The organism is Clavibacter sp. B3I6, from assembly GCF_030816895.1.
Lineage (GTDB): Bacteria > Actinomycetota > Actinomycetes > Actinomycetales > Microbacteriaceae > Clavibacter.
In genome coordinates this window covers 1,770,907-1,790,564 of sequence record NZ_JAUSYL010000001.1, presented here as the reverse complement: position 1 = coordinate 1,790,564, position 19,658 = coordinate 1,770,907, and the positions used below count along the sequence as shown (strand labels likewise).

At 75.5% G+C, this 19,658-nt stretch carries 20 protein-coding genes and 1 pseudogene; 11 read left to right on the top strand and 10 right to left on the bottom strand.

Annotation, left to right across the window (positions count from 1 at the left end; all coding sequences use genetic code 11):
• Positions 1 to 30: 30 nt before the first annotated feature.
• The 5 genes from QFZ62_RS08485 to QFZ62_RS08465 all read right to left on the bottom strand — a co-directional run bounded on the left by QFZ62_RS08485 (position 31) and on the right by QFZ62_RS08465 (position 3,234).
• Positions 31 to 645, bottom strand: coding sequence for a hypothetical protein (locus tag QFZ62_RS08485; RefSeq protein ID WP_307504220.1), 615 nt, complete (start codon positions 643 to 645; stop codon positions 31 to 33).
• Between the two features lie 83 nt (positions 646 to 728).
• Positions 729 to 1,565 (bottom strand): exodeoxyribonuclease III, encoded by an 837-nt coding sequence (locus tag QFZ62_RS08480; RefSeq protein WP_307504218.1) that lies wholly within the window; start codon positions 1,563 to 1,565, stop codon positions 729 to 731.
• A gap of 31 nt (positions 1,566 to 1,596) precedes the next feature.
• The gene (locus QFZ62_RS08475; RefSeq protein WP_307504215.1) at positions 1,597 to 2,052 is read right to left on the bottom strand and encodes a hypothetical protein; all 456 of its coding nucleotides are present in this window, start codon (positions 2,050 to 2,052) and stop codon (positions 1,597 to 1,599) included.
• Complete coding sequence (locus tag QFZ62_RS08470; protein ID WP_307504212.1) at positions 2,036 to 2,683, bottom strand: Asp23/Gls24 family envelope stress response protein; 648 nt, start codon at positions 2,681 to 2,683, stop codon at positions 2,036 to 2,038. Before QFZ62_RS08470 ends, QFZ62_RS08475 begins: the two co-directional genes overlap by 17 nt.
• The gene (locus QFZ62_RS08465) at positions 2,680 to 3,234 is read right to left on the bottom strand and encodes an RNA polymerase sigma factor (protein WP_307504209.1); all 555 of its coding nucleotides are present in this window, start codon (positions 3,232 to 3,234) and stop codon (positions 2,680 to 2,682) included. The genes QFZ62_RS08470 and QFZ62_RS08465 overlap by 4 nt, the downstream gene beginning before the upstream one ends.
• Before the next feature lie 120 nt (positions 3,235 to 3,354).
• On the opposite strand from QFZ62_RS08465, the gene QFZ62_RS08460 reads away from it, so the two are divergent.
• The 4 genes from QFZ62_RS08460 (at position 3,355) to QFZ62_RS08445 (ending at position 7,874) form a co-directional block, all read left to right on the top strand.
• A complete protein-coding gene (locus QFZ62_RS08460; RefSeq protein ID WP_307504207.1) occupies positions 3,355 to 3,816 on the top strand; it encodes an Asp23/Gls24 family envelope stress response protein in 462 nt (153 codons plus the stop codon).
• A 159-nt stretch (positions 3,817 to 3,975) separates the two neighbouring features.
• The gene (locus QFZ62_RS08455) at positions 3,976 to 4,911 is read left to right on the top strand and encodes an NAD(P)-dependent oxidoreductase (protein WP_307504204.1); all 936 of its coding nucleotides are present in this window, start codon (positions 3,976 to 3,978) and stop codon (positions 4,909 to 4,911) included.
• 66 nt (positions 4,912 to 4,977) lie between these two features.
• Positions 4,978 to 5,535 (top strand): orotate phosphoribosyltransferase, encoded by a 558-nt coding sequence (pyrE, locus tag QFZ62_RS08450; RefSeq protein WP_307504200.1) that lies wholly within the window; start codon positions 4,978 to 4,980, stop codon positions 5,533 to 5,535.
• Positions 5,532 to 7,874 carry a septum formation family protein gene (locus QFZ62_RS08445; RefSeq protein ID WP_307504197.1) on the top strand — a complete coding sequence of 781 codons (2,343 nt, stop codon included), beginning with the start codon at positions 5,532 to 5,534 and terminating at the stop codon, positions 7,872 to 7,874. Before pyrE ends, QFZ62_RS08445 begins: the two co-directional genes overlap by 4 nt.
• 39 nt (positions 7,875 to 7,913) lie before the next feature.
• Here QFZ62_RS08445 and QFZ62_RS08440 read toward each other — a convergent pair whose 3' ends face one another.
• The gene (locus QFZ62_RS08440) at positions 7,914 to 8,711 is read right to left on the bottom strand and encodes an HAD-IIA family hydrolase (RefSeq protein ID WP_191148103.1); all 798 of its coding nucleotides are present in this window, start codon (positions 8,709 to 8,711) and stop codon (positions 7,914 to 7,916) included.
• A 131-nt stretch (positions 8,712 to 8,842) separates the two neighbouring features.
• Here QFZ62_RS08440 and QFZ62_RS08435 point away from each other — a divergent pair, with 131 nt between their 5' ends.
• Both QFZ62_RS08435 and QFZ62_RS08430 read left to right on the top strand, forming a co-directional pair.
• On the top strand, positions 8,843 to 9,748 hold the full coding sequence (locus QFZ62_RS08435) for a metallophosphoesterase (protein WP_307504193.1): 906 nt from the start codon (positions 8,843 to 8,845) through the stop codon (positions 9,746 to 9,748).
• Between the two features lie 115 nt (positions 9,749 to 9,863).
• Entirely contained in the window at positions 9,864 to 10,136 is a 273-nt protein-coding gene (locus tag QFZ62_RS08430; protein ID WP_307504191.1) for a hypothetical protein, read from the top strand.
• 68 nt (positions 10,137 to 10,204) lie between these two features.
• Here the strand turns inward: QFZ62_RS08430 and QFZ62_RS08425 are convergent, their stop codons facing one another.
• Entirely contained in the window at positions 10,205 to 10,375 is a 171-nt protein-coding gene (locus QFZ62_RS08425) for a CsbD family protein (RefSeq protein ID WP_307504189.1), read from the bottom strand.
• Between the two features lie 183 nt (positions 10,376 to 10,558).
• On the opposite strand from QFZ62_RS08425, the gene QFZ62_RS08420 reads away from it, so the two are divergent.
• On the top strand, positions 10,559 to 10,996 hold the full coding sequence (locus QFZ62_RS08420; RefSeq protein WP_307504186.1) for a PLD nuclease N-terminal domain-containing protein: 438 nt from the start codon (positions 10,559 to 10,561) through the stop codon (positions 10,994 to 10,996).
• Positions 10,997 to 11,118: 122 nt separating this feature from the next.
• Positions 11,119 to 13,293 (top strand): RecQ family ATP-dependent DNA helicase, encoded by a 2,175-nt coding sequence (locus tag QFZ62_RS08415; protein WP_307504185.1) that lies wholly within the window; start codon positions 11,119 to 11,121, stop codon positions 13,291 to 13,293.
• 483 nt (positions 13,294 to 13,776) lie between these two features.
• Here QFZ62_RS08415 and QFZ62_RS08410 read toward each other — a convergent pair.
• Positions 13,777 to 14,754: pseudogene (locus tag QFZ62_RS08410) on the bottom strand (site-specific DNA-methyltransferase); the annotation flags it as partial.
• 62 nt (positions 14,755 to 14,816) lie between these two features.
• On the opposite strand from QFZ62_RS08410, the gene QFZ62_RS08405 reads away from it, so the two are divergent.
• The 3 genes from QFZ62_RS08405 to QFZ62_RS08395 all read left to right on the top strand — a co-directional run bounded on the left by QFZ62_RS08405 (position 14,817) and on the right by QFZ62_RS08395 (position 17,557).
• A complete protein-coding gene (locus QFZ62_RS08405) occupies positions 14,817 to 15,254 on the top strand; it encodes a DUF1801 domain-containing protein (RefSeq protein WP_307504182.1) in 438 nt (145 codons plus the stop codon).
• 68 nt (positions 15,255 to 15,322) lie between these two features.
• On the top strand, positions 15,323 to 16,228 hold the full coding sequence (locus QFZ62_RS08400) for a DUF4190 domain-containing protein (protein ID WP_307504179.1): 906 nt from the start codon (positions 15,323 to 15,325) through the stop codon (positions 16,226 to 16,228).
• 72 nt (positions 16,229 to 16,300) lie between these two features.
• A complete protein-coding gene (locus tag QFZ62_RS08395; protein ID WP_373425948.1) occupies positions 16,301 to 17,557 on the top strand; it encodes a kynureninase in 1,257 nt (418 codons plus the stop codon).
• Positions 17,558 to 17,640: 83 nt separating this feature from the next.
• Here QFZ62_RS08395 and QFZ62_RS08390 read toward each other — a convergent pair whose 3' ends face one another.
• Together QFZ62_RS08390 and QFZ62_RS08385 are read right to left on the bottom strand one after the other, a co-directional pair.
• Positions 17,641 to 18,435 carry an SDR family NAD(P)-dependent oxidoreductase gene (locus QFZ62_RS08390; RefSeq protein WP_307504175.1) on the bottom strand — a complete coding sequence of 265 codons (795 nt, stop codon included), beginning with the start codon at positions 18,433 to 18,435 and terminating at the stop codon, positions 17,641 to 17,643.
• 38 nt (positions 18,436 to 18,473) lie between these two features.
• A complete protein-coding gene (locus tag QFZ62_RS08385; RefSeq protein ID WP_307504172.1) occupies positions 18,474 to 19,568 on the bottom strand; it encodes a Gfo/Idh/MocA family protein in 1,095 nt (364 codons plus the stop codon).
• Positions 19,569 to 19,658 lie beyond the last annotated feature (90 nt).

Here is a 19,658-nt window from a genome sequence, read left to right as displayed (position 1 = left end):
GCGCCGGTCGTCTCGTGCCGACGGGCGGGATCAGGTGAGGGGGGAGGAGCCGGGCACGGCGACCAGCACGAGCACGGCGCCGAGGACGTAGGCCGCGAGCGACGCGCCGACCCCGATCAGCAGCACCAGCCAGGGCCGGGTGCGCCCGCGGATCATGCCGACGAGCGCGACCAGGAGGGCGATCCCCGTGAGGAGGAGCGGGCCCGCGACCGAGAGCCCGTAGCCGAGCGTGAACAGGGTGTCGTCGCAGGTGTAGGTGTCCACGTCGCACCCGTCCGTCACGAAGATGAGGCCGAGCCCGACGGCCGCCACGGTGCCGCCGACCACGGCGGCGACGAGCATCGACACGAGCGTCGTGACGAGGATCCGGCGGTCGATGCGGCGCACCCACCGGGGCACCCAGGCGGGGCCGGCGGGATCCTGCTCGCGGGCGGCGGCGCGCTCGGCGGACCGGTCCCGACCGGTGCCCGCGCGGCGGGGCGCGTCATCGGCGGACCCGTCGCGGCCGCGGCGGCGAGGGAGCGTCGGCAGCGCCATCCGGGGGACCTCCGGCAGGCGCCTCGAGCGGGAGGCGGGGGCGGCGGAGCGGCGTCCGCGGGCGGCGCGGCGGCCGCGCTCCGGGGTCGCGTCGTCGTCGGGGGTCACGGGACGAGACTACGGGGCACGTCCCGCGGGGCCGGTATCGGGCGGGAGGGCGGGCGGACGCGACGCGGACGGGCGGCGACGGATCAGAAGATCATCGGCCGGTCGTCGTCGAGCTCGGTCTCGACGTCGAGGTCCACCGCCACGGGCACGTGGTCGCTCGGGCCGTCGCCCTTGCGCTCGTCGCGGTGGATCCGCGGGGCGCTCACGAGCTCGGCAAACCGGTCGCTCCCGAGGATGAAGTCGATCCGCATGCCCTCGTTCCGCGGGAACCGCAGCTGCTGGTAGTCCCAGTACGTGTACCCCTCGGGGATCGACGGCCGGACGACGTCGGTGAGCCCCGCGTCCGCGAACGCGGCGAAGGCGGCGCGCTCGGGCGCGGAGGTGTGGGTCCTGCCCTCGAACAGGCGCGGATCCCACACGTCGGTGTCGAGCGGCGCCACGTTCCAGTCGCCCATGAGCGCGAGCGGCGTCTCGGGGTCGGCCGCGAGCCATGCGCGCGTGTCCGCCGCGAGGGCCGCGAGCCACTCGAGCTTGTACGTGTAGTGCGGGTCGTCGAGGGAGCGGCCGTTGGGCACGTAGAGGCTCCAGAGGCGGACGCCCGCGACGGTCGCGCCGAGCGCGCGGGCCTCGAGCGGCGGCTGCCCGGACGCGTCGGGCTTGCCGAAGCGCGGCATCCCCTCGAAGGTCGTCGCGACGTCGTCGAGCGGCAGGCGGCTCGCGATCGCGACCCCGTTCCACTGGCTGAGCCCGTGCACGGCGACCTCGTAGCCCGCCTCCTCGAACGCCTCCATCGGGAACTGCTCGGGCTTGCACTTGATCTCCTGCATGGCCAGCACGTCGACGTCCTCGCGCACGAGCCAGTCGACGACGCGGCCCACGCGGGTGCGGATGGAGTTGACGTTCCAGGTGGCGACGCGCATGCCCCCACGGTACCGGGAGGGGAGGGGCGCCTCAGCCGATGCTGCCGACGCGGACCGTGACGGACGCGAGCGCCGCGGCCTCGGCGCCGACCGCCTCGGCGAGCCGTGCGCGGATCGCGTCCACGGCGGCGCGGGCCGTGTCGCTCGCGCGGCCCGCCGCGTCCACCGCGATGGACGCCCGCACGAGGACCGTGCCCTCGCCCGTCTCCACGGCGACGAGCTGGTCGGCCCGCTCGGATCCGCCGGCCACGACGCCCTCGACCACCTGCTGGGCGACGAGCAGCACCGACGACCGCGACGCGTACACGTCGGCCACGCCCGCGACGCCGCGGAGGGCCGCGGTCAGGTCGCGGGAGAGGTCGGCGGGCGCCGGCAGCGGGACGGGCACGACCGGATCCGCGGGCACCGTCACGGGCACGGGCGCGGGCACGGCTGCGGGCACGGCTGCGGTCGGCCGGGCGGACGTCGCGTCATCGTCGAGGGTCATCGCCGGCCTCCTCCTGCGGGACGGGACGCGGCTGCACGTCCACCACGGTCACGTCGATCCCCGCGACGCGCAGCTCGGTGTGCCGGAGCAGGGCCGCGTGGACCCGCTCCCGCACGCGCTGCGCGAGCTCCGGCAGCGGCTCGCCCCAGACGACGCTCACGGTGAGCGCGACCCGCACGGGCTCGCCGGCCCGCGTGACGTCGCCGTCGAGGGTGCAGCGGCCGACGAGGACGCCCGGCACCTCGTCGCCGGCCTGCCGCACGAGGGTGCGCACGGCGCCCTCGGTGAGCGCGAGGCGGACGGCGGGATCCGGGTGGGAGAGCGGGATGTCGCGGCCGGCGCGCGACTCGCGGCTGATGTGGGCGAGCACGCCGCGGAAGAAGTCGTCGCCCGGGGCGTCCGCCTCCTCCGCCTCGACCTGCACGAGCTCGCGGCCGAGGTCGCGCACGCGCTCGAGGGCGCGGAGGGCGTTCCGCACCTCGGGGTCGTCCTCGTAGGCGGCGATGCGCGGGGTGCGCCCGCGGTCGAGGTAGTCGGCGAGGGCGGCCATGTCGAGGGGCTCGCCGTCCGCGTCGACCGCGGGGGCGCCGGGGAGGCGCTCGCCGTCGGCCGGGAGTCCGGTGCCGCTCATCGCCACGCCTCCATGCTCGTCATCACCGTCGCGCGCGCCCGGGACAGCCGGCCCCGCACCGTGGAGGGCGTCGTGCCCAGCCTCTCGGCGATCTCCTCGTACGAGAAGCCTCCCACCTCGCGCAGCATCCACACCTCGCGCTGCTCCGCCGGGAGCGCGTCGAGCACGGCCGACAGCGCGCGCATCTGCGACGACGTCTCCGCGTCGCGCTCGGGGGAGGTGAGCCGGTCGGCGATCTCGTGGTCGTCGATGTCGTCGGCGGGCCGGCGGGCGCGGATCCGGTCGATGGACTTGCGGCTCACGATCTGCAGCAGCCAGCTCTTGACCCGGTCGGGCTTCTCGAGCGTCGGCAGGCGGTCCCAGGCGGTGATGAGGGCCTCCTGCACGGCGTCGTCGGCGTCGGCGCGGGATCCGGTGAGCCGGATCGCGAACGCGCGCATGTAGGGGGCGTGCCGGCGGACCAGCACCTCGAAGGCCCGGGCGTCGCCGTCGGCCGCGCGCTCGGCGAGGATGCCGTCGCCCGCGTCCTGCAGGGAGGAGGAGAGCGCCATGCCGTACCTCCGTGCGCGCTGGGAGAAGTGGGGGATCCGTGACGAACCGCGGCATCCGCCCGTCGCATCCATGAGTACCACAGCAGCGCCCCGCGAACGGGCACCACGAGGAGGATCCCCATGAGCGACACCAGCACCCCCACCCCCGCCGACGTCACCCGCGTCGCCCCCGTCACCACCGGCCTCACCGGCGGCGTCCTCGCCGACGGCGACACCACGGTCACCGACGGCGTCATCGCGAAGGTCGCCGGCCTCGCCGTCCGCGACATCCCCGGCGTGCACGCGCTCGGCGGCGGCGCGGCCCGCGTGATCGGCCAGCTCCGCGACCGGATCGGCCAGACCGACCTCACGCAGGGCATCGCCGTGGAGGCCCAGGAGGCGGGCGTCGCCTTCCAGGTGACCCTCGTCGCCGAGTACGGCGTCCCGCTCCAGGACGTGGCCGCCGACGTGCGCGCCGCCATCTCCGACGCCGTGACCGGGCTCGTCGGCCGCGCGGTGACCCGCGTCGACGTCACGATCGCCGACATCGTCATGCCCGGTGAGGGCTCCGACGACGACGCCGCCGAGGCGCCCGCCGTCTGACGCGCCTCACCTGCCCGACGGGCCGCCAGTCCCCGTGACCGGCGGCCCGTCGTCGCGTGCGGGACCCGCGCCCCGGACGCGCGCCGCGGGACGGCTCCCGGCCCGGTGCCGCGGCCGCGTTCCCGGCGTGCGTCCACATCCGGGGAATATCGTCGGGGGATGACCGACGACACCGCTGCCGCGCCCGCATCCGCCCCCGCCTCCGACGGAGCTCCCCGCGTGGCGCTCCTCGGCACCGGCGTCATGGGGTCCGGCATGAGCCGCTCGATCCTCCGCGCGGGCCTGCCGCTCACCGTCTGGAACCGCAGCGCGGAGAAGGCGGCGCCCCTCGCCGACGACGGCGCGACCGTGGCCGGCAGCGCCGCGGACGCCGTGCGCGACGCCGACGTCGTCGTGGTCATGCTGTTCGACGCGGACGCCGTGCTCGCGGTCCTCGCCGACGTGGCGCCCGCCCTGCGTCCCGACGCCGTCGTGCTGCAGTCGTCCACCGTCGGCGTCGAGGGCACCCGCCGGATCGCCGCGCTCGCCGCCGAGCACGGCCTCCGCCTCGTGGACGCGCCCGTCCTCGGCACGCGCGGCCCCGCCGAGCAGGGCCTCCTCGTGCACCTCGTCTCCGGATCCGAGGCCGACCTCGCCGTCGCCCGCCCCGTCCTGGAGGCGACCGGCTCGCGCACGGTGGTCGCCGGGTCCGCCGCGGGCGCCGGATCCGCCCTCAAGCTCGCCTGCAACGCGTGGATCGCCTCCATCACCGCGGGCATCGGCCAGTCGCTCGGCCTCGCGCAGCTCCTCGGCGTCGAGCCGCGCCTCTTCCTCGACGCGATCGCGGGCGGTGCGTCCGACACCCCGTACGCGCACCTGAAGGGCGGCGCGATGCTCGCCGGCGAGCTCGCGCCGTCGTTCGCGCTCGACGGCCTCCTCAAGGACGTGACGCTGATGCTCGCGGCGCTCGACGGCGCCGACGCGCACGACTTCGACACCGTGATGCTCGAGGCGCTCCGCGAGACCTACGCCGAGGCGTCCGCGGCCGGGCACGGCGGCGACGACGTGGCCGCGGTCGGCACGGTCTTCGGCCTCCCGGCCCCGTCCGGCTCCTGATCCGGTGGGCGTCGCGCCCGCCCGTCGCGCCGGGCGGCGCGGGCCCCCGCCCGTAGGATCGGCAGCGTGACGACCTCCGACGCGCGCCAGCAGCTCATCGACCACATCAAGCGGGACGCCGTCTTCCACGGCGACTTCACGCTGACGAGCGGCAAGAAGGCCAGCTACTACGTGGACCTCCGCCGCGTGAGCCTCGACCACCGCGTCGCGCCGCTCATCGGCCAGGTCATGCTCGACCTCATCGCGGACGTGCCGGACGTCGCCGCTGTCGGCGGCCTCACGATGGGCGCGGATCCCATCGCCGCCGCGATCCTGCACCAGGGCGCCGCGGTCGGTCGCGGCTACGACGCGTTCGTCGTCCGCAAGGAGCCCAAGGACCACGGCCGCGGCCGCCAGGTCGAGGGCCCGGACCTCCAGGGCAAGCGCGTCATCGTCGTCGAGGACACCTCCACCACCGGCGGATCCCCGCTGAAGGCCATCGAGGCGCTGGAGAAGGTCGGCGCGGAGATCGCCGCGGTCGCCGTGGTCGTCGACCGCTCGACCGACGCCCGCGCGGTGATCGAGGCCGCGGGCCACCGCTACCTCTACGCGATCGGCCTCGAGGACCTGGGGCTCGCGGAGTGAGCGGCGAGGCACCCGGCGGCGGATCCGGCTCCGGATCCGGTCGCGACGACGACCCGTTCGCGGTCCGACCCGCGACCGACGCCGACCGCGAGCGGCCCGCGCGGCCGCTCGCCCCCGTCGGCTGGGGCCGCTCCGACGACCGCCAGGTCGTCCCCGCCGACCGCGAGCCCGCCCCGGACGCGACGCGCGCGGACGAGGGCGTGGATCCCGCGCCCGCCGAGCCGGCGCCCGCCCCCGAGGACGACATCCTGGCGGGCATCGTCCCGCTCGACCCCACCGCGGACGCCGACCGCGTCGCGCCGCTCGACCAGGCGGATCCCGCCGCCGAGCCCGGCGACCCGGACGCCGCGGACGCCCCCGCGCCCGAGCCCGAGATCGCGGCGGCGCCGGTCGACGCCGGCGACGTGGAGTTCACGGGCGAGCCCGACCCCGGCTACGCGCCCGCGCCCTGGGCCGACGAGCCGGGCGAGGTGCTGACGGGTGAGGTGCTCACCGGCGAGGTGCTGACGGGCGAGCCCGAGACGGCCGACGACGCATCCGCCGGAATGGTGCTGGAGCCCGTCGACGACGCGGAGGACGACGCGCGCCTCGCGCACGTCACCGGGGACGGCGCCGTCGTCGACGCCGAGCTGGTCGAGGACCCGGCCGACGAGATCGCGCCCGAGGATCCCGCGATCGACGAGGTGCAGCTTACGCCCCGGGTCGACGACGCGTACGACGAGGACGCGGAGGTCGTCGACGACCACGTGGACCTGACGGACGCGCCCCCGCCCGCCGTGGAGCCCGTGGCCGCGCTGCGCCCGGAGGACGAGGACGAGGACGCGGCCGAGGTTGAGGTCGCGACGGCCGGTGCCGACGTCGAGGACGACGCTGAGCTCGACGACGACCACGCTGAGCTCGACGACGACGACGACGACGACGCCGGGCTCGACGACGACGAGGACGACGCGCCCGCCCCGCTCACGCCCGCGGCTGCCGCTGCACGTGCCGCGGCCATGGCCTGGGCGGCCGGATCCGCGCCCGCCGCGTCGGCATCCGCCGCCCCCACCCCCGGCCCCGCGGCGCCCCCGCTCGCCGCGCCCGCACCTGCACCGAGCGACGACGCCCACGTCGCCGCGGTCGCCGCCGACCCCGACGCCGCACCCGCCGCATCCGCGCCCGAGCCGGAGACCGCGGTCCTGCCGACGCCGGATCCCGAGCCCGCGCGACGCACAGCGCCCGACGCGGACCGGACGGCGACCGACCACGCGCACGAGGCCCCGGCCGCCGACCGGCACCCCGGTGCGCCCGACGCCGATCCCACCGGGTCCGCCTCCCACGCCGAGACCGACGACGACGCCGATGCCGACCGCGACAAGCCGGTGGACGCCCTCACCCTCCTCTTCGGCGACGTCGCCGCCGAGCGCCACGCGGACGACGCCGACCACGCGGACGACGCCGACCACGCGGACGACGCCGACCGCCCCGCAGGGCCCGACGACGAGGACCGCACCCGCGCCTTCCCTGCGGCGAGCGCGTCCGCGGCGAGCGCGGCTGCCGTCGCCGCCCCGGCCGCCGACCGCGGCGCCCCCGCGGCCGCCGTCCCCGCCGCGGCCGCGCGCCCGGAGCCGTCCGCCCGCCCCGCGCCCGTCCCGCCGCCGTACGCGGCCCCGCCCGCGCCCCGTCCGCCGGCGCCGCGCGCCCCCGTCCTCGACGATTCCCGCAACGCCGCGCCTCCCGCGCCGCCCGCGCAAACAGCCTCGCCGCCGCGCGGACCCCGCGGCTCGCGGCGCACCGGCCTCTGGGTGGGCGGCGCGATCCTCCTGGTGCTGCTCCTCGTCGGCCTCTTCTACCTCGGGCAGCGCCTGGGATCCGCCGCCGCGCCGGGAGCCGACCCGGTCGCGCCCCCCACGGCCGAGGCGTCGCCGACCCCGTCGCCCACCCCGACCGATCCCGTGCAGGGCCCGGCCGCGGCCGGCGTGCAGGCGTGGGACGCTCTGCTCGGCGGCGAGTGCATCGACCCGTACGCGACGCCGTGGGAGGAGGAGTTCACGGTCGTCGACTGCGGCTCCGAGCACCACGCGCAGATGGTCGCGCGCGTCGCGCTGCCGCAGACGGAGGACGAGTTCCCGGGCGAGGACGCCGTGCGCGACTCCGCCGACGAGCTCTGCATCGCCGACACGGTGATCGACTACGCGGCGGCCCGCGCCTACGACGACGTGCAGTACCAGTCCGCGTACCCGATCACGCAGGAGGAGTGGGCGGCGGGCGACCGCGACGCCTACTGCTTCGTGTCGCGCGCCGGCGGCGGGACCTTCACGGGCACGATCGGCGTCCCGCAGCCGCCCGTCGTCCCCTAGCCGCCGGGATCCGCGCCCACCGGGATCCGCGACCGCCGGTCAGAGCTCGGACTCGACCGGCTCCGGGTCCAGCAGCTCGGTGACGCCCGACAGCACCTCGTCGGGCCGGAACGGGTAGCGCTCGATCTCCGCGCGGTCGCTGATGCCCGTGAGCACGAGCACGGTGTGGAGGCCCGCCTCGATGCCCGCGATGATGTCGGTGTCCATGCGGTCGCCGATCATCCCGGTGCTCTCCGAGTGGGCGCCGATCTTGTTGAGCGCCGAGCGGAACATCATCGGGTTCGGCTTGCCGACGATGTACGGCTCCTTGCCCGTGGCCTTGCTGATGAGCGCGAGCACCGCGCCCGTCGCGGGCAGCACGCCCTCGGCGCTGGGGCCGGTCGCGTCCGGGTTCGTCGCGATGTAGCGGGCGCCGCCGTTGATGAGGCGGATGGCCCGGGTGATGGCCTCGAACGAGTAGTTGCGGGTCTCGCCGATGACCACGAAGTCGGGCTTCGTGTCGGTCATGATGAAGCCCGCCTCGTGGAGCGCCGTGGTGAGTCCGGCCTCGCCGATGACGAACGCGGATCCGCCGGGCATCTGCTGCTCGAGGAAGGCCGCCGTCGCGAGGGCGCTGGTCCAGATCGCCGACTCGGGGACGTTCAGCCCCGAGGCGCGGAGCCGGGCCGCGAGGTCGCGCGGCGTGAAGATGCTGTTGTTGGTGAGCACGAGGAAGGGCTTCCCCTGGTCCTGCCACTGCTGGATGAGGGCCGCCGCACCCGGCAGGGCCTGGTTCTCGTGCACCAGCACGCCGTCCATGTCGGTGAGCCAGCAGTCCATCTCGTCGCGCGTCGCCATGGGGTTCCCTCTCGTCGTGGTGACGAGGCTACCGCCGGGCCGTGCGCGATCGCCGGGCGCGCACGGGCGGCGTCACCCGATGTCCGCCTGCCGTCCGCCGCGGTGTCGGCGCGCCCCCGTAGGGTCGGCGCATGCACGCACTGCCCGCCGGATCCCTGCGCCTCGTCCACCTCAGCGACACCCACCTCCTCCGCGACGGCGGCCTCCATCAGGGCGTCGTCGACACGGGCGCCGCCCTCGACCGCGTCCTCGCCGAGGCCGACCGCATCCCGGACGTGCGGCTGCTCGTCGGATCCGGCGACCTCTCCGAGGACGGCACCCCGGAGTCGTACGCGCTCCTCCGCGCGCGGCTGGACCCCTGGGCCGCGGCGCGCGGCGCCGCCGTCGTGCTCACGCCCGGCAACCACGACGTGCGCTCCGGCTTCCGGCTGGTCCTCGGGGACGGCCACGGCGGACCCGGCACGGACGACGGGCGCGATCCCGCGGCCGTGCCGCCCATCGACGGCGTCACCCTCGTGGACGGCTGGCGCATCGTCACGCTCGACACCTCGGTACCCGGCAAGGGCTACGGCGCCCTCCGGGAGCAGCAGCTCGACGCGCTCCGCGAGCTGCTCGCGACCCCGTCGGCGCGCGGCACGGTGCTCGTGCTGCACCACCCGCCGGTGCCCGCGCCGACCGTGCTGCACGAGTCGCTCGCGCTGCAGGGCCCGGGGCGGCTGGCGGAGATCGTGCGGGGGAGCGACGTGCGCGTGATCCTGTCGGGCCACTACCACCACCACATCGTCGGATCGCTGGCCGGCGTCCCCGTCCTCGTCGCGCCGGGCGTCGCGAACGAGACCGACGTGGCGGCGACGCCGGGGACGGAGCGCATCGTGCGCGGATCCGGCTTCCTCGTGGTCGACGTCGACCCGGCCGGCGGCGTCGTCTCGGTCGTCGTGCGCGCGCACGCGGCGGACGACGGCGAGGAGGTCGCCGTGCTCGACGCGGAGCTCGTGCGGCGGATCGCCGCGGAGTCCGGCGCTCCCGTCGCGCCGTGACGCGGACGGCTGCCCGCGGCCGGTCGGCAGGCCGGCCGCCACGGCGTGCGTGAACCGCGGGTGAACGGATCCGCCGCCCGCGGTCGTCGACGCCGCCCGGTGCGAGGGTGGATCCATGTCGATGAGCGAGCCCCTCGTGCCCCATGACCACCCGGACGATGTGGAGATCGCGGCCGCGGACGCCGGCGACGGCGCGCCCGTCGCGACCCCGGTCCAGCCGACCCGCGAGGACGTGGGCTCGGAGGACGAGGGCTCGGAGGACGCGGCCGACGGGACGACCGAGGGGGACGTCGACCCGGCCGACGGCCCCGTCGGACGGGACTCGGTGCTGCGCCGTCCGACCGGCGAGCGCCTCGCGCCCGAGGAGCTGGCCGGCGAGTCCGACTGACCGACCCCGGACATGACGGAGGCGGCCGTCCCAGTGGGGCGGCCGCCTCGATCCGAGACCGGTCAGGTCTACTTGAAGACGTCCTTGACGTCCTCGCCGGCCTTCTTGGCGGACGCGGCGGTCTGGTCGTTATGACCCTCGGCCTTCAGGCGGTCGTCGCCCTTGTGCTCGCCGAGCGCCTCCTTGGCCTTGCCCGCGATGTCCTGGGCGGCGTTCTTGATCTTGTCGTCGAGACCCATGATCTCCTCCTCGCTGAGGCCGCCGGGTGCGGCCCTCGACGCGACTGTAGGACCGGTGGCTCCTGAGCGCCTGGCAGGTGCGAGATCGGTGTCCCCTGAGCGAAGCGCCGTCGCGCATCGGACATCGCGCGTCGGCGCGAGGCCCCTTTCGCGGGGGCCGACGCGCCCCTAGGCTCCCTCACCGTGATCCTCTTCGGGCTGCTCCCCCTCCTCGTGACCGTGTGCGCGCTCGCCGACCTCATCACGCGGCCGGACGACCAGGTGAAGCACCTCCCGAAGCTCGTCTGGATCCTGCTCATCGTCTTCCTGCCGCTCATCGGGAGCATCGTCTGGTTCTGCGTCGGCCACGACTGGGATGCGCGGCGCGAGCCCGTGGGTCCGCCTGACCGCAGCGCCGCCTATGCCCGCGCCGCCGTCGCGGTGGACCAGCGCGTCCGGAGCACCGAGCAGCAGCTCGCCGACCTCGAGGAGGAGGAGCGGCACTACGCCCGGATCGCGCGGATGCGGCAGCTCCAGGCGGAGCAGGCGGTGCAGGCCGCGCGCGCCGCGGGGCCCGCGCGCCCGCAGCGCGCCGTCGAGCGGGGCTCGACGCCCGAGGAGCGGCCGCTCCCCGACGCCTAGCGCCGCCCCGAGGCCCCAGCCCCTCGCCGAGGCCATCCCCTCCCCAGGCGGGAGGCCGTCGCCGACTCCCCGGAGGGGTCGCCGGGGAGGCCGCGGTCGGAGGCGGATGGGAGCATGGCCCCATGCCCGACACCGTCACGCCGCCCTCCTCCGCCGCGCTCGCCGACCTGCGGTCCGCCGCCCGCGAGCACCTCTCCCGGCTGGTCGGCGTCGCGGGCGCCGACTTCCACGACGGGCAGTTCGAGGCCATCGAGGCGCTCGTGCAGGACCGGTCGCGGGCGCTCGTCGTGCAGCGCACCGGATGGGGCAAGTCCGCCGTCTACTTCGTCGCCACCCTGCTCCTCCGCCAGCAGGGTCTCGGCCCCACGCTCCTCGTCTCGCCGCTGCTCGCCCTCATGCGCGACCAGGTCGCCGCCGCCCGGCGGGCCGGGGTCCGCGCGGTCGCCATGAACTCGAGCAACGCCCACGAGTGGGACGACCTGCTGCGCGCGCTCGACGCCGACGAGGTCGACCTCCTCCTCGTCTCGCCGGAGCGCCTCAACAACCCGCGCTTCCGCGACGAGCAGCTGCCCGCGCTCCGCGCCCGGCTCGGCCTCCTCGTGGTCGACGAGGCGCACTGCATCTCCGACTGGGGCCACGACTTCCGGCCCGACTACCGGCGCCTCCGCGACCTCATCTCCTCGGTCGACGAGCGCGTGCCCGTCCTGGCCACCACGGCCACGGCCAACTCGCGCGTCGTCGCCGACGTCGAGGAGCAGCTGAGCGTCGGATCCACCGGGGCCGGCGGCACCGAGGCCGACCGCGTGCCCGTGGTCACCATCCGGGGCCCGCTCGCCCGACGCTCGCTGCGGCTCGGCGTCCTGCGCCTCGAGAGCAGCCGCGACCGGCTGGGCTGGCTCCTCAGCCACCTCGACGAGCTGCCCGGCAGCGGCATCATCTACGCGCTCACGGTCTCGGCCGCGCAGGACACCGCGCGCCTGCTGCGCGACGCCGGGCACGCCGTGAAGGCCTACACGGGCCGCGACGACCCGGCGGACCGCGAGCAGGCCGAGGGCGAGCTGCAGCGCAACGAGGTCAAGGCGCTCGTCGCCACCAGCGCGCTCGGCATGGGCTTCGACAAGCCCGACCTCGGGTTCGTGGTGCACCTCGGCGCCCCGTCGTCGCCCGTCTCCTACTACCAGCAGGTCGGTCGCGCGGGGCGCGGATCCGCCGACGCGGACGTCCTGCTGCTGCCCGGCCGGGAGGATCCGGACATCTGGCAGTACTTCGCCACGGCGTCCATGCCCGACGAGCAGCAGGCCGCCGCCGTCATCCACGCGCTCGGCGAGAGCGACCGGCCGCTGTCGGTGCCGGCGCTCGAGTCCCGGGTCAGCCTGTCGCGCAGCCGGCTCGACCTCCTGCTCAAGGTGCTCGACGTCGACGGCGCCGTCCGGCGCGACACCGCAGGCTGGTCGGCCACCGGCGTCCCGTGGACCTACGACCGCGCCCGCTACGAGCAGGTCGCCGCGGCGCGCGTGCGCGAGCAGCAGGCGATGCTCGACTACGAGACCACGCTCGGGTGCCGGATGGAGTTCCTCCAGCGCCAGCTCGACGACGACACCGCGGCGCCGTGCGGGCGCTGCGACCGGTGCGCGGGCGCGTGGTACCCCGCGTCCCTCGACCAGCAGGCGTCGGCCACCGCGTCGCAGGCGCTCGACCGGGTCGGCCTGCCCATCGAGCCGCGCCTCCGCTGGCCCACGGGCGCGTCGAGCGTCGGCGTGCCGCTCAGCGGCGCCATCGCCGCGGGCGAGCAGGTCGACGAGGGCCGCGCCCTCGCGCGCCTCACCGACCTCGGCTGGGGCGGGCGGCTCCGCACGGTCTTCGCGGCCGGCGCCGAGGACGCGCCCGTCGACGACGCCCTCGTCGCCGCCTGCGTCCGCGTGCTCGCCGAGTGGGGCTGGGCCGAGCGGCCGCGGGCGGTGGTGCACGTGCCCTCCGCCGGCCGACCGCAGCTCGTCGGCAGCCTCGCGCAGCGCATCGCCGAGGTCGGTCGGCTGCCGTTCCTGGGGGCGCTCGACCTCGTGGATCCGGGAGCGCCCGGAGCCGCACGCGGCAACAGCGTGTACCGGCTCGGGCGGGTCCACCCGCGCTTCCAGGTGCCCGCGCACCTCGCCGACGACCTCGCGGCGGATCCGCGCCCCGTGCTCCTCGTCGACGACCTCGTCGACACGCGGTGGACGCTCACGGTCGCGGGCCGCCTGCTGCGGAAGGCGGGCGCCACGCGCGTGCTCCCGTTCGCGCTCGCGCAGCAGGGGTAGCCGGGCGGGCACCGGGGGTCAGCGCCCGGGCGGGGTGTCCGCGTCGAGGGGCGTCGGCTGCGCCGTGGTCGTCATCGCGTGCGTCGACGCCGGTTCCGCTTCCGGTGCGGGTGCGGGTGCTGGCGTCGGTCGGGGTCGGGGTCTCGGCTTCGGCTTCGGTCGCGGTGCGGGGGCGGACACGGGACCGGGGGCGGCCTGCGCTCCGACGTCAGCCGTCGGTGCCTCGGGCTCGGTCTCCGCAGTCGCCTTCGCCGTCGATCCCGGGCTCGCCTTCGTCGGCGAGCCCGTCTTCGATGTCGAGGCGGCCTTCGTCCTCGAGGTCGCCTTCGCTCCCGCCTTCTTCGTCGTCGTCGAGGTCGCCTTCGCCTTCGTCGCCGTCTTCGCGGTCGGCTTCGTCCTCGCCGCCGCCGCCGTCACCTCGGCCTCGGGCGTGCCCTCGGGCGGCGCAACGGGCCTCATGTCGCCGTCGATGCCAGGTGCGACGAAGACCGTCCCGCCTCCCGCCAGCCGGGTGCGCATCACCTCGAGGGCCTGCGGGTTCTCATCGACGAGCACGAAGCGGCGGCCGAGCTCACGGGCCGCGGCGCCCGTCGTGCCGGATCCGGCGAAGAAGTCGAGCACCCAGTCGCCCGGCCGGCTCGACGCCTGCACGATCCGGCGCAGCACGCCGAGGGGCTTCTGGGTCGCGTAGCCGGTCTTCTCGCGGCCGGTGGGGGAGACGATCGTGTGCCACCACACGTCCGTCGGGAGCTTGCCGCGCTCGCGCTTCTCGGGCGTCACGAGGCCGGGTGCCATGTAGGGCTCGCGGTCGACCCCCTCGGAGTCGAAGCGGTACCGGATCGGGTCCTTCACGTAGACGAGGATCGTGTCGTGCTTCGCCGGCCAGCGGCGGCGGGACTTCGCGCCGTAGTCGTAGGCCCACACGATCTCGTTGAGGAACGAGCGGCGGCCGAAGAGCGCGTCCAGCACGACCTTCGCGTAGTGCACCTCGCGGTAGTCGAGGTGCAGGTAGAGGGTGCCGGTGGGATCCAGCAGCCGCCACGCCTCGATGAGGCGCGGCTCGAGGAAGTCCCAGTAGTCCGCGAACGAGTCGTCGAATCCGTACAGGAGTCCCTTCACGGAGTCGTAGCTGCGGCCCTGGAACCCGAGGCGCGCGCCGGGCGGCCGCACGGGCTCGGGGGTCGCGGTGCTCGCGGGGGCGAGCGCGGCGGAAGCGGAGGAGGAAGCGGGAGCGGCGGCGCCGGCGGTGTCGGCGACCGCCGCATCGACGTCCGGTGCGGGATCCGGATCCGCGCTGCGCGCCACCGTCATGTTTTGCCGCTCCTGCGTGCGGCCGGTGTTGAACGGCGGATCCAGGTAGATCAGCTGGAAGGCGCCGTCGGGGAGCGCGCGGACGGCCTCGAGGTTCTCGCCGTGGATCACGAGGTCGGGGCCGTCGGGGGTCCAGGCGGGCGGAGGCACGACCCCGAGGTTAACGGACCCGGCCCCTGTCCTCCGCGGGCGGCGCCGGTCATGATGGGCCCGTGCCCGCCGCCGATCCCGACGCCTCCCGCCACGATGTCGACGCCCGCCTCGCCGCGCTCGCGCATCCGCTCGGGTCGGCCGTCGAGGTGATCCGCGCCGCGGTGCGCTCCGCCTGCCCCGACGCGGTCGAGTCGTGGAAGTGGAACGCCCCCAGCTGGTCCCTCGGCGACCACTTCGCGACCCTCGCCCTGCGGAAGCCCGGCGAGGTGCTGCTCGTGCTGCACGCGGGAGCGCGGACGGCGCCCGACCGCCCCGCCGTCCAGGTGGCGGACCCGACCGGCCTCCTGCGCGTGGCCGGTCCGCATCGCGCCATCGCGACGTTCCGCAGCGAAGCCGAGGCGCGCGGCGCCCGTCCCGCGCTCGAGGCCGTCGTCCGCGCATGGGTGGCGCAGCTCGACCCACCCGGCACCGTTGGAGGAGAACCGCGCGCGCTGTGACCCCCAGTTCACGGCGCACTGGCCCCCTTTGGTACGGGACGGACCGTCTCGTCCAGTAGGAAATGCCTATGACCGATGCGCGAGACCCGAACTCGATTCCCGAACAGCACTCCTACCCCGCACCCCCTCCCGCCCCCGACAGCGGCTACATCCCTCCCTACGCCCCTTCCGCCCCCGCAGCGCCCGCCGGTGGCAAGGGGCTCGCCATCGCGTCCCTCATCGTCGCGATCGTCGCGTTCCTCGGCGCGTTCATCCCCTTCCTCAACTACGTGGTGTTCATCCCCGCAGTCGTCGCCATCGTGCTCGCCATCGTGGCGCTCGCGAAGCGCAAGGCGGGCAGGCCGTTGGCCCTCACCGGCCTCATCGTGGGTGCCCTCGCGCTCATCCTCAGCATCGTGCTCGCCGTGGTGTACACCGTCGGATTCGCGGCGGCGGTCTCCGAGAGCCTGCCCCGCAGCGAGGGCGGCTCCGAGGCGTCCGCCGCTCCGCTTGACGAGGGCCAGACGGAGGAGGAGGCGGGCCCGGCCGTCGGGACGCGCGACAACCCGGCCCCGATCGGCACGGTCGTGACGGGTCTCGCAGGTGGCACGCCCGAGTGGGAGGTCACGCTCGGGACGCCCGTCCTGGAGGCGAACGCGGCGGTGACCGCGGAGAACATGTTCAACGACCCCGCGCCGGAGGGCATGCAGTACGCCATGGTGCCCGTGACCGCGACGTACGTCGGCACGGAGTCCGCCAGCCCGATGTTCGAGATCCAGGTCGAGTTCGTGTCCGCCGCGGGCACGACGCACACCGAGTCCGACACTCTCGCCGTCGCCCCCGAACCGCAGTTCAATTCCATCAACGAACTGTTTCCCGGAGCGTCGGGGACGGGCAACGTCGTGATCGCCATCCCGAGCGCGGATGCCGCGGCCGGGACCTGGGCGGTGACGCCGGGCTTCCTCGCGGATCCTTATTACTTCGTCGCACAGTAGGCGCCCCCCCGGAGCCGTGGCATCCACCAGGTGCCACGGCTCCATCCGTCCGACCCCTCGTAGGCTGCGAGCGTGACACCCGACGCGCACGACGCTCCCGCCTCCTCCGCCTCCGCCCCCACCGCGATCCCGACCGCCGCCGAGCTCGACGCCCGCGACCCGCTCGCGCGCTTCCGGGACCTGTTCGTGCGGTCCGACGACGTGGTCGCGTACCTCGACGGGAACTCGCTGGGGCGCCCGACCCTGGCGAGCGTCGACCGCGTCGCCGACTTCGTGCGCGACCAGTGGGGCGGCCGCCTCATCCGCGGCTGGGACGAGGACTGGCTCGACATGCCGACGCGCATCGGCGACGACCTCGGCCGCGTCGCGTACGGCGCCGCGGCCGGCCAGACCTTCGTCGGCGACTCGACCACCGTGATCCTCTACAAGCTCGTCCGCGCGGCCGTCCGGGCGCGCCCCGGCCGCGACGAGCTCGTGATCGACACCGACAACTTCCCCACCGACCGCTTCGTGCTCGAGGGCGTCGCGGAGGAGTGCGGCATGACGATCCGCTGGATCGAGGTCGCGCCCGACGCCGGCGTCACCCCGGCGCTCGTCGCGGAGGCCGTGGGGGAGCGGACCGCGCTCGTCGTGCTCAGCCAGGTCGCCTACCGCTCCGGCTTCCTCGCGGACGTGCCGGGGATCACGCGCATCGTCCACGACGCCGGCGCGCTCGTGCTGTGGGACACCTGCCACTCCGTCGGCGTGATCCCCACGGAGCTCGACGCGTGGGGCGTCGACCTCGCGGTCGGCTGCAGCTACAAGTACCTCGACGGCGGCCCCGGCGCGCCCGCCCACGGCTACGTGCGGAGCGAGCTGCAGCGGGAGCTGCGCCAGCCGATCCAGGGCTGGATGGGCGCGCAGGACGTGTTCGCGATGGGGCCGGAGTACGTGCCGGCCGACGGGATCCGCCGCTTCCTCAGCGGCACGCCGCCCATCGTCGGGATGCTCGCGATGCAGGACATGATCGCGCTCATCGAGGAGGCGGGGATGCCCGCGATCCGCGCGAAGTCGCTCGCCCTCACCCGCTTCGCGCTCGACCTCGTCGACCGCGACCTCGTGCGGCTCGGCGCGCGCGTCGCGAGCCCGCGGGAGGAGGACCGGCGCGGCAGCCACGTGAGCGTCGACCACCCGCGGTTCCGCGAGATCGTGGGGGCGCTGTGGGAGGAGGGCGTGATCCCCGACTTCCGCGCGCCGTCCGGCCTCCGCCTCGGCCTCAGCCCGCTGACGACGTCGTTCCGCGAGGTGGAGCTCGGCATCGAGGCGATCCGGCGGCACCTGGCGGGCTGAGCGCCGGCTCGCGACGAGTGGGGCCGGGCCGGACTGGGCCCGCCGCGTCCGCGGGCCGCGCCCGGTCCCCGTCGCCGCCCCCGCTACGGCAGGATCGCGTCCACGTACCCGCCGTCCACCCGCAGCGCCCCGCCGGTCGTCGCCGACGCCTGCCTCGACGCCAGGTACACGCACATGTGCGCGATCTCCTCGGGCTCGATCAGGCGCTGGATGAGCGACTGCGGCCGGTGCTGCCGCATGAACTCGCGCTGCGCCTCGTCCCACGGCAGGTCGTCGCCGACGAGCTCGCGCGCGAACGCCTCGACGCCGCCGGTGTGCGTGGGGCCGGCCATGACGCAGTTGACGGTGACGCCGGATCCGGCCGCCGCCTTCGCGAAGCCGCGCGAGACCCCGAGGAGCGCGGTCTTCGAGACGCCGTAGTGGATCATCTCGACGGGCGTGACGACGGCCGAGTCGCTCGCGATGTACTGCACCCGGCCCCAGCCGCGGGACATCATCCCGGGCAGGTAGGCGCGGGTGAGGCGCACGGCCGCGAGCACGTTGACCTCGAAGTAGCGGCGCCACTCGTCGTCCGTGATCTCGAGCGGGTCGGCCGAGCCGAAGATCCCGAGGTTGTTGACGAGCACGTCGACCTCGGGGAACGCCGCCACCGCACGCGCGGCGCCCTCCTCCGTCGCGACGTCGGCCGCGAGCACCTCGACGGACGCGTCGGGCCGGTCCGCGAGCAGCCGGTCGCGCGCCGCCGCGGTGCCCTCCTCGCCGCGGCCGTTGACGATCACACGGGCGCCCGCGTCGAGGAGGCCCTCCGCGATGGCGTAGCCGATGCCCTGGGTGGAGCCCGTGACGAGGGCGGTGGATCCGGTGAGGTCGATGCGCATGCGAGTGCCTTCCGTGAGAGGTGAGGAGGAGGGGCCGGTCAGTCGGCCCAGGCCCGCCGGGTGCTGCGGACGGCCTTCCCGGTGGTGGCGGCCTCGTGCATGAGGAGCGCGAGGTGGTGGTCCTGCGACGCCTCGGCGAGCGAGTTCGTGGAGGGGCCGCCCTCCGCGTGCGCGTGCATGTCGACGAGGCACTGCGCGATGGCGATCTCGTCGTCCGCCAGCCGCCCGGGCGCGAAGGGGTTCTCGTAGACCCACTCGGAGCCGAGCAGCAGGCCGCGGAGGTGGAGGCCCTCGAGGTTGCCGCCCTGCCCGGTCTCGACGCGCGTGATGTCGGCCCACGTCGGCGTGGTCGCGTCGAGCAGCCAGCTCACGTGCTCGTCGACGATCTCGCCGCGCTCGCCGCGGACGAGCAGGCGGTTGCGGCGGATCCAGGAGAAGTACTGCCGGTCGGCGAAGTCGTAGACGCCGAGGCGGTCGCCGAAGTCGAAGCGCGCGGTGGTCTGCTCGGCGGTCATGACCTCCTCGCGCACGGGATCGCCGTCCCGGTCGGGCCCCGCGACGAGCGGCGACGAGAAGCGGGACGCCGTGATGGTCGCGTCCTCGAAGCCGATGCCGAGGGCCCGGCGCATCACGCGGACGCCGTGGTAGTCGTGGCACTGCGCGACCGCGGCCTGGCTGATCCGCCCGAGCCGGCCTCCCGCTGCGATCGCGAGCTGCGCGGCGAGCAGCGGCGAGAGCGGGTACTGCTCGGCCACCTCGATCCGCGCCCCCTGGCGCACGAGCGCGTCGAGCCGCTCGAGGTCCTCGACGGTCTCGCCGGGCGGCGTCTCGGTGAGGACGGCGACGCCGCGGTCGACGAGGTCGGCGATCACGTCGGGCGCGGCGCTCCGCGGCACGGAGACGACGACGAAGGACGGCGCCTCATCCGCCAGGAGCTCGGCCGTGGTGCGGAAGGTGCGGATCCCCCACTCCTCCTCCAGCGCGCGGCCGGTCTCGGCGCTCCGCGTCACGAGGCCGGTGACGGCGAAGCGGTCCGGGAGGGCCCGCGCGATGCGCAGGAAGAAGGCGCTGCGCCAGCCGCTCCCCACGATGCCGAAGCGGATCTGCGGGGCGGGCGGTGCGGGGCGGGGCATGGTCGCCAGCGTACGCGCGGGCTCCGCGATGTCCGCTGGTGACGCTTCCCTGGGGGAATCGCAGCCGGCTGAGGAATACTCGCGAGGGCT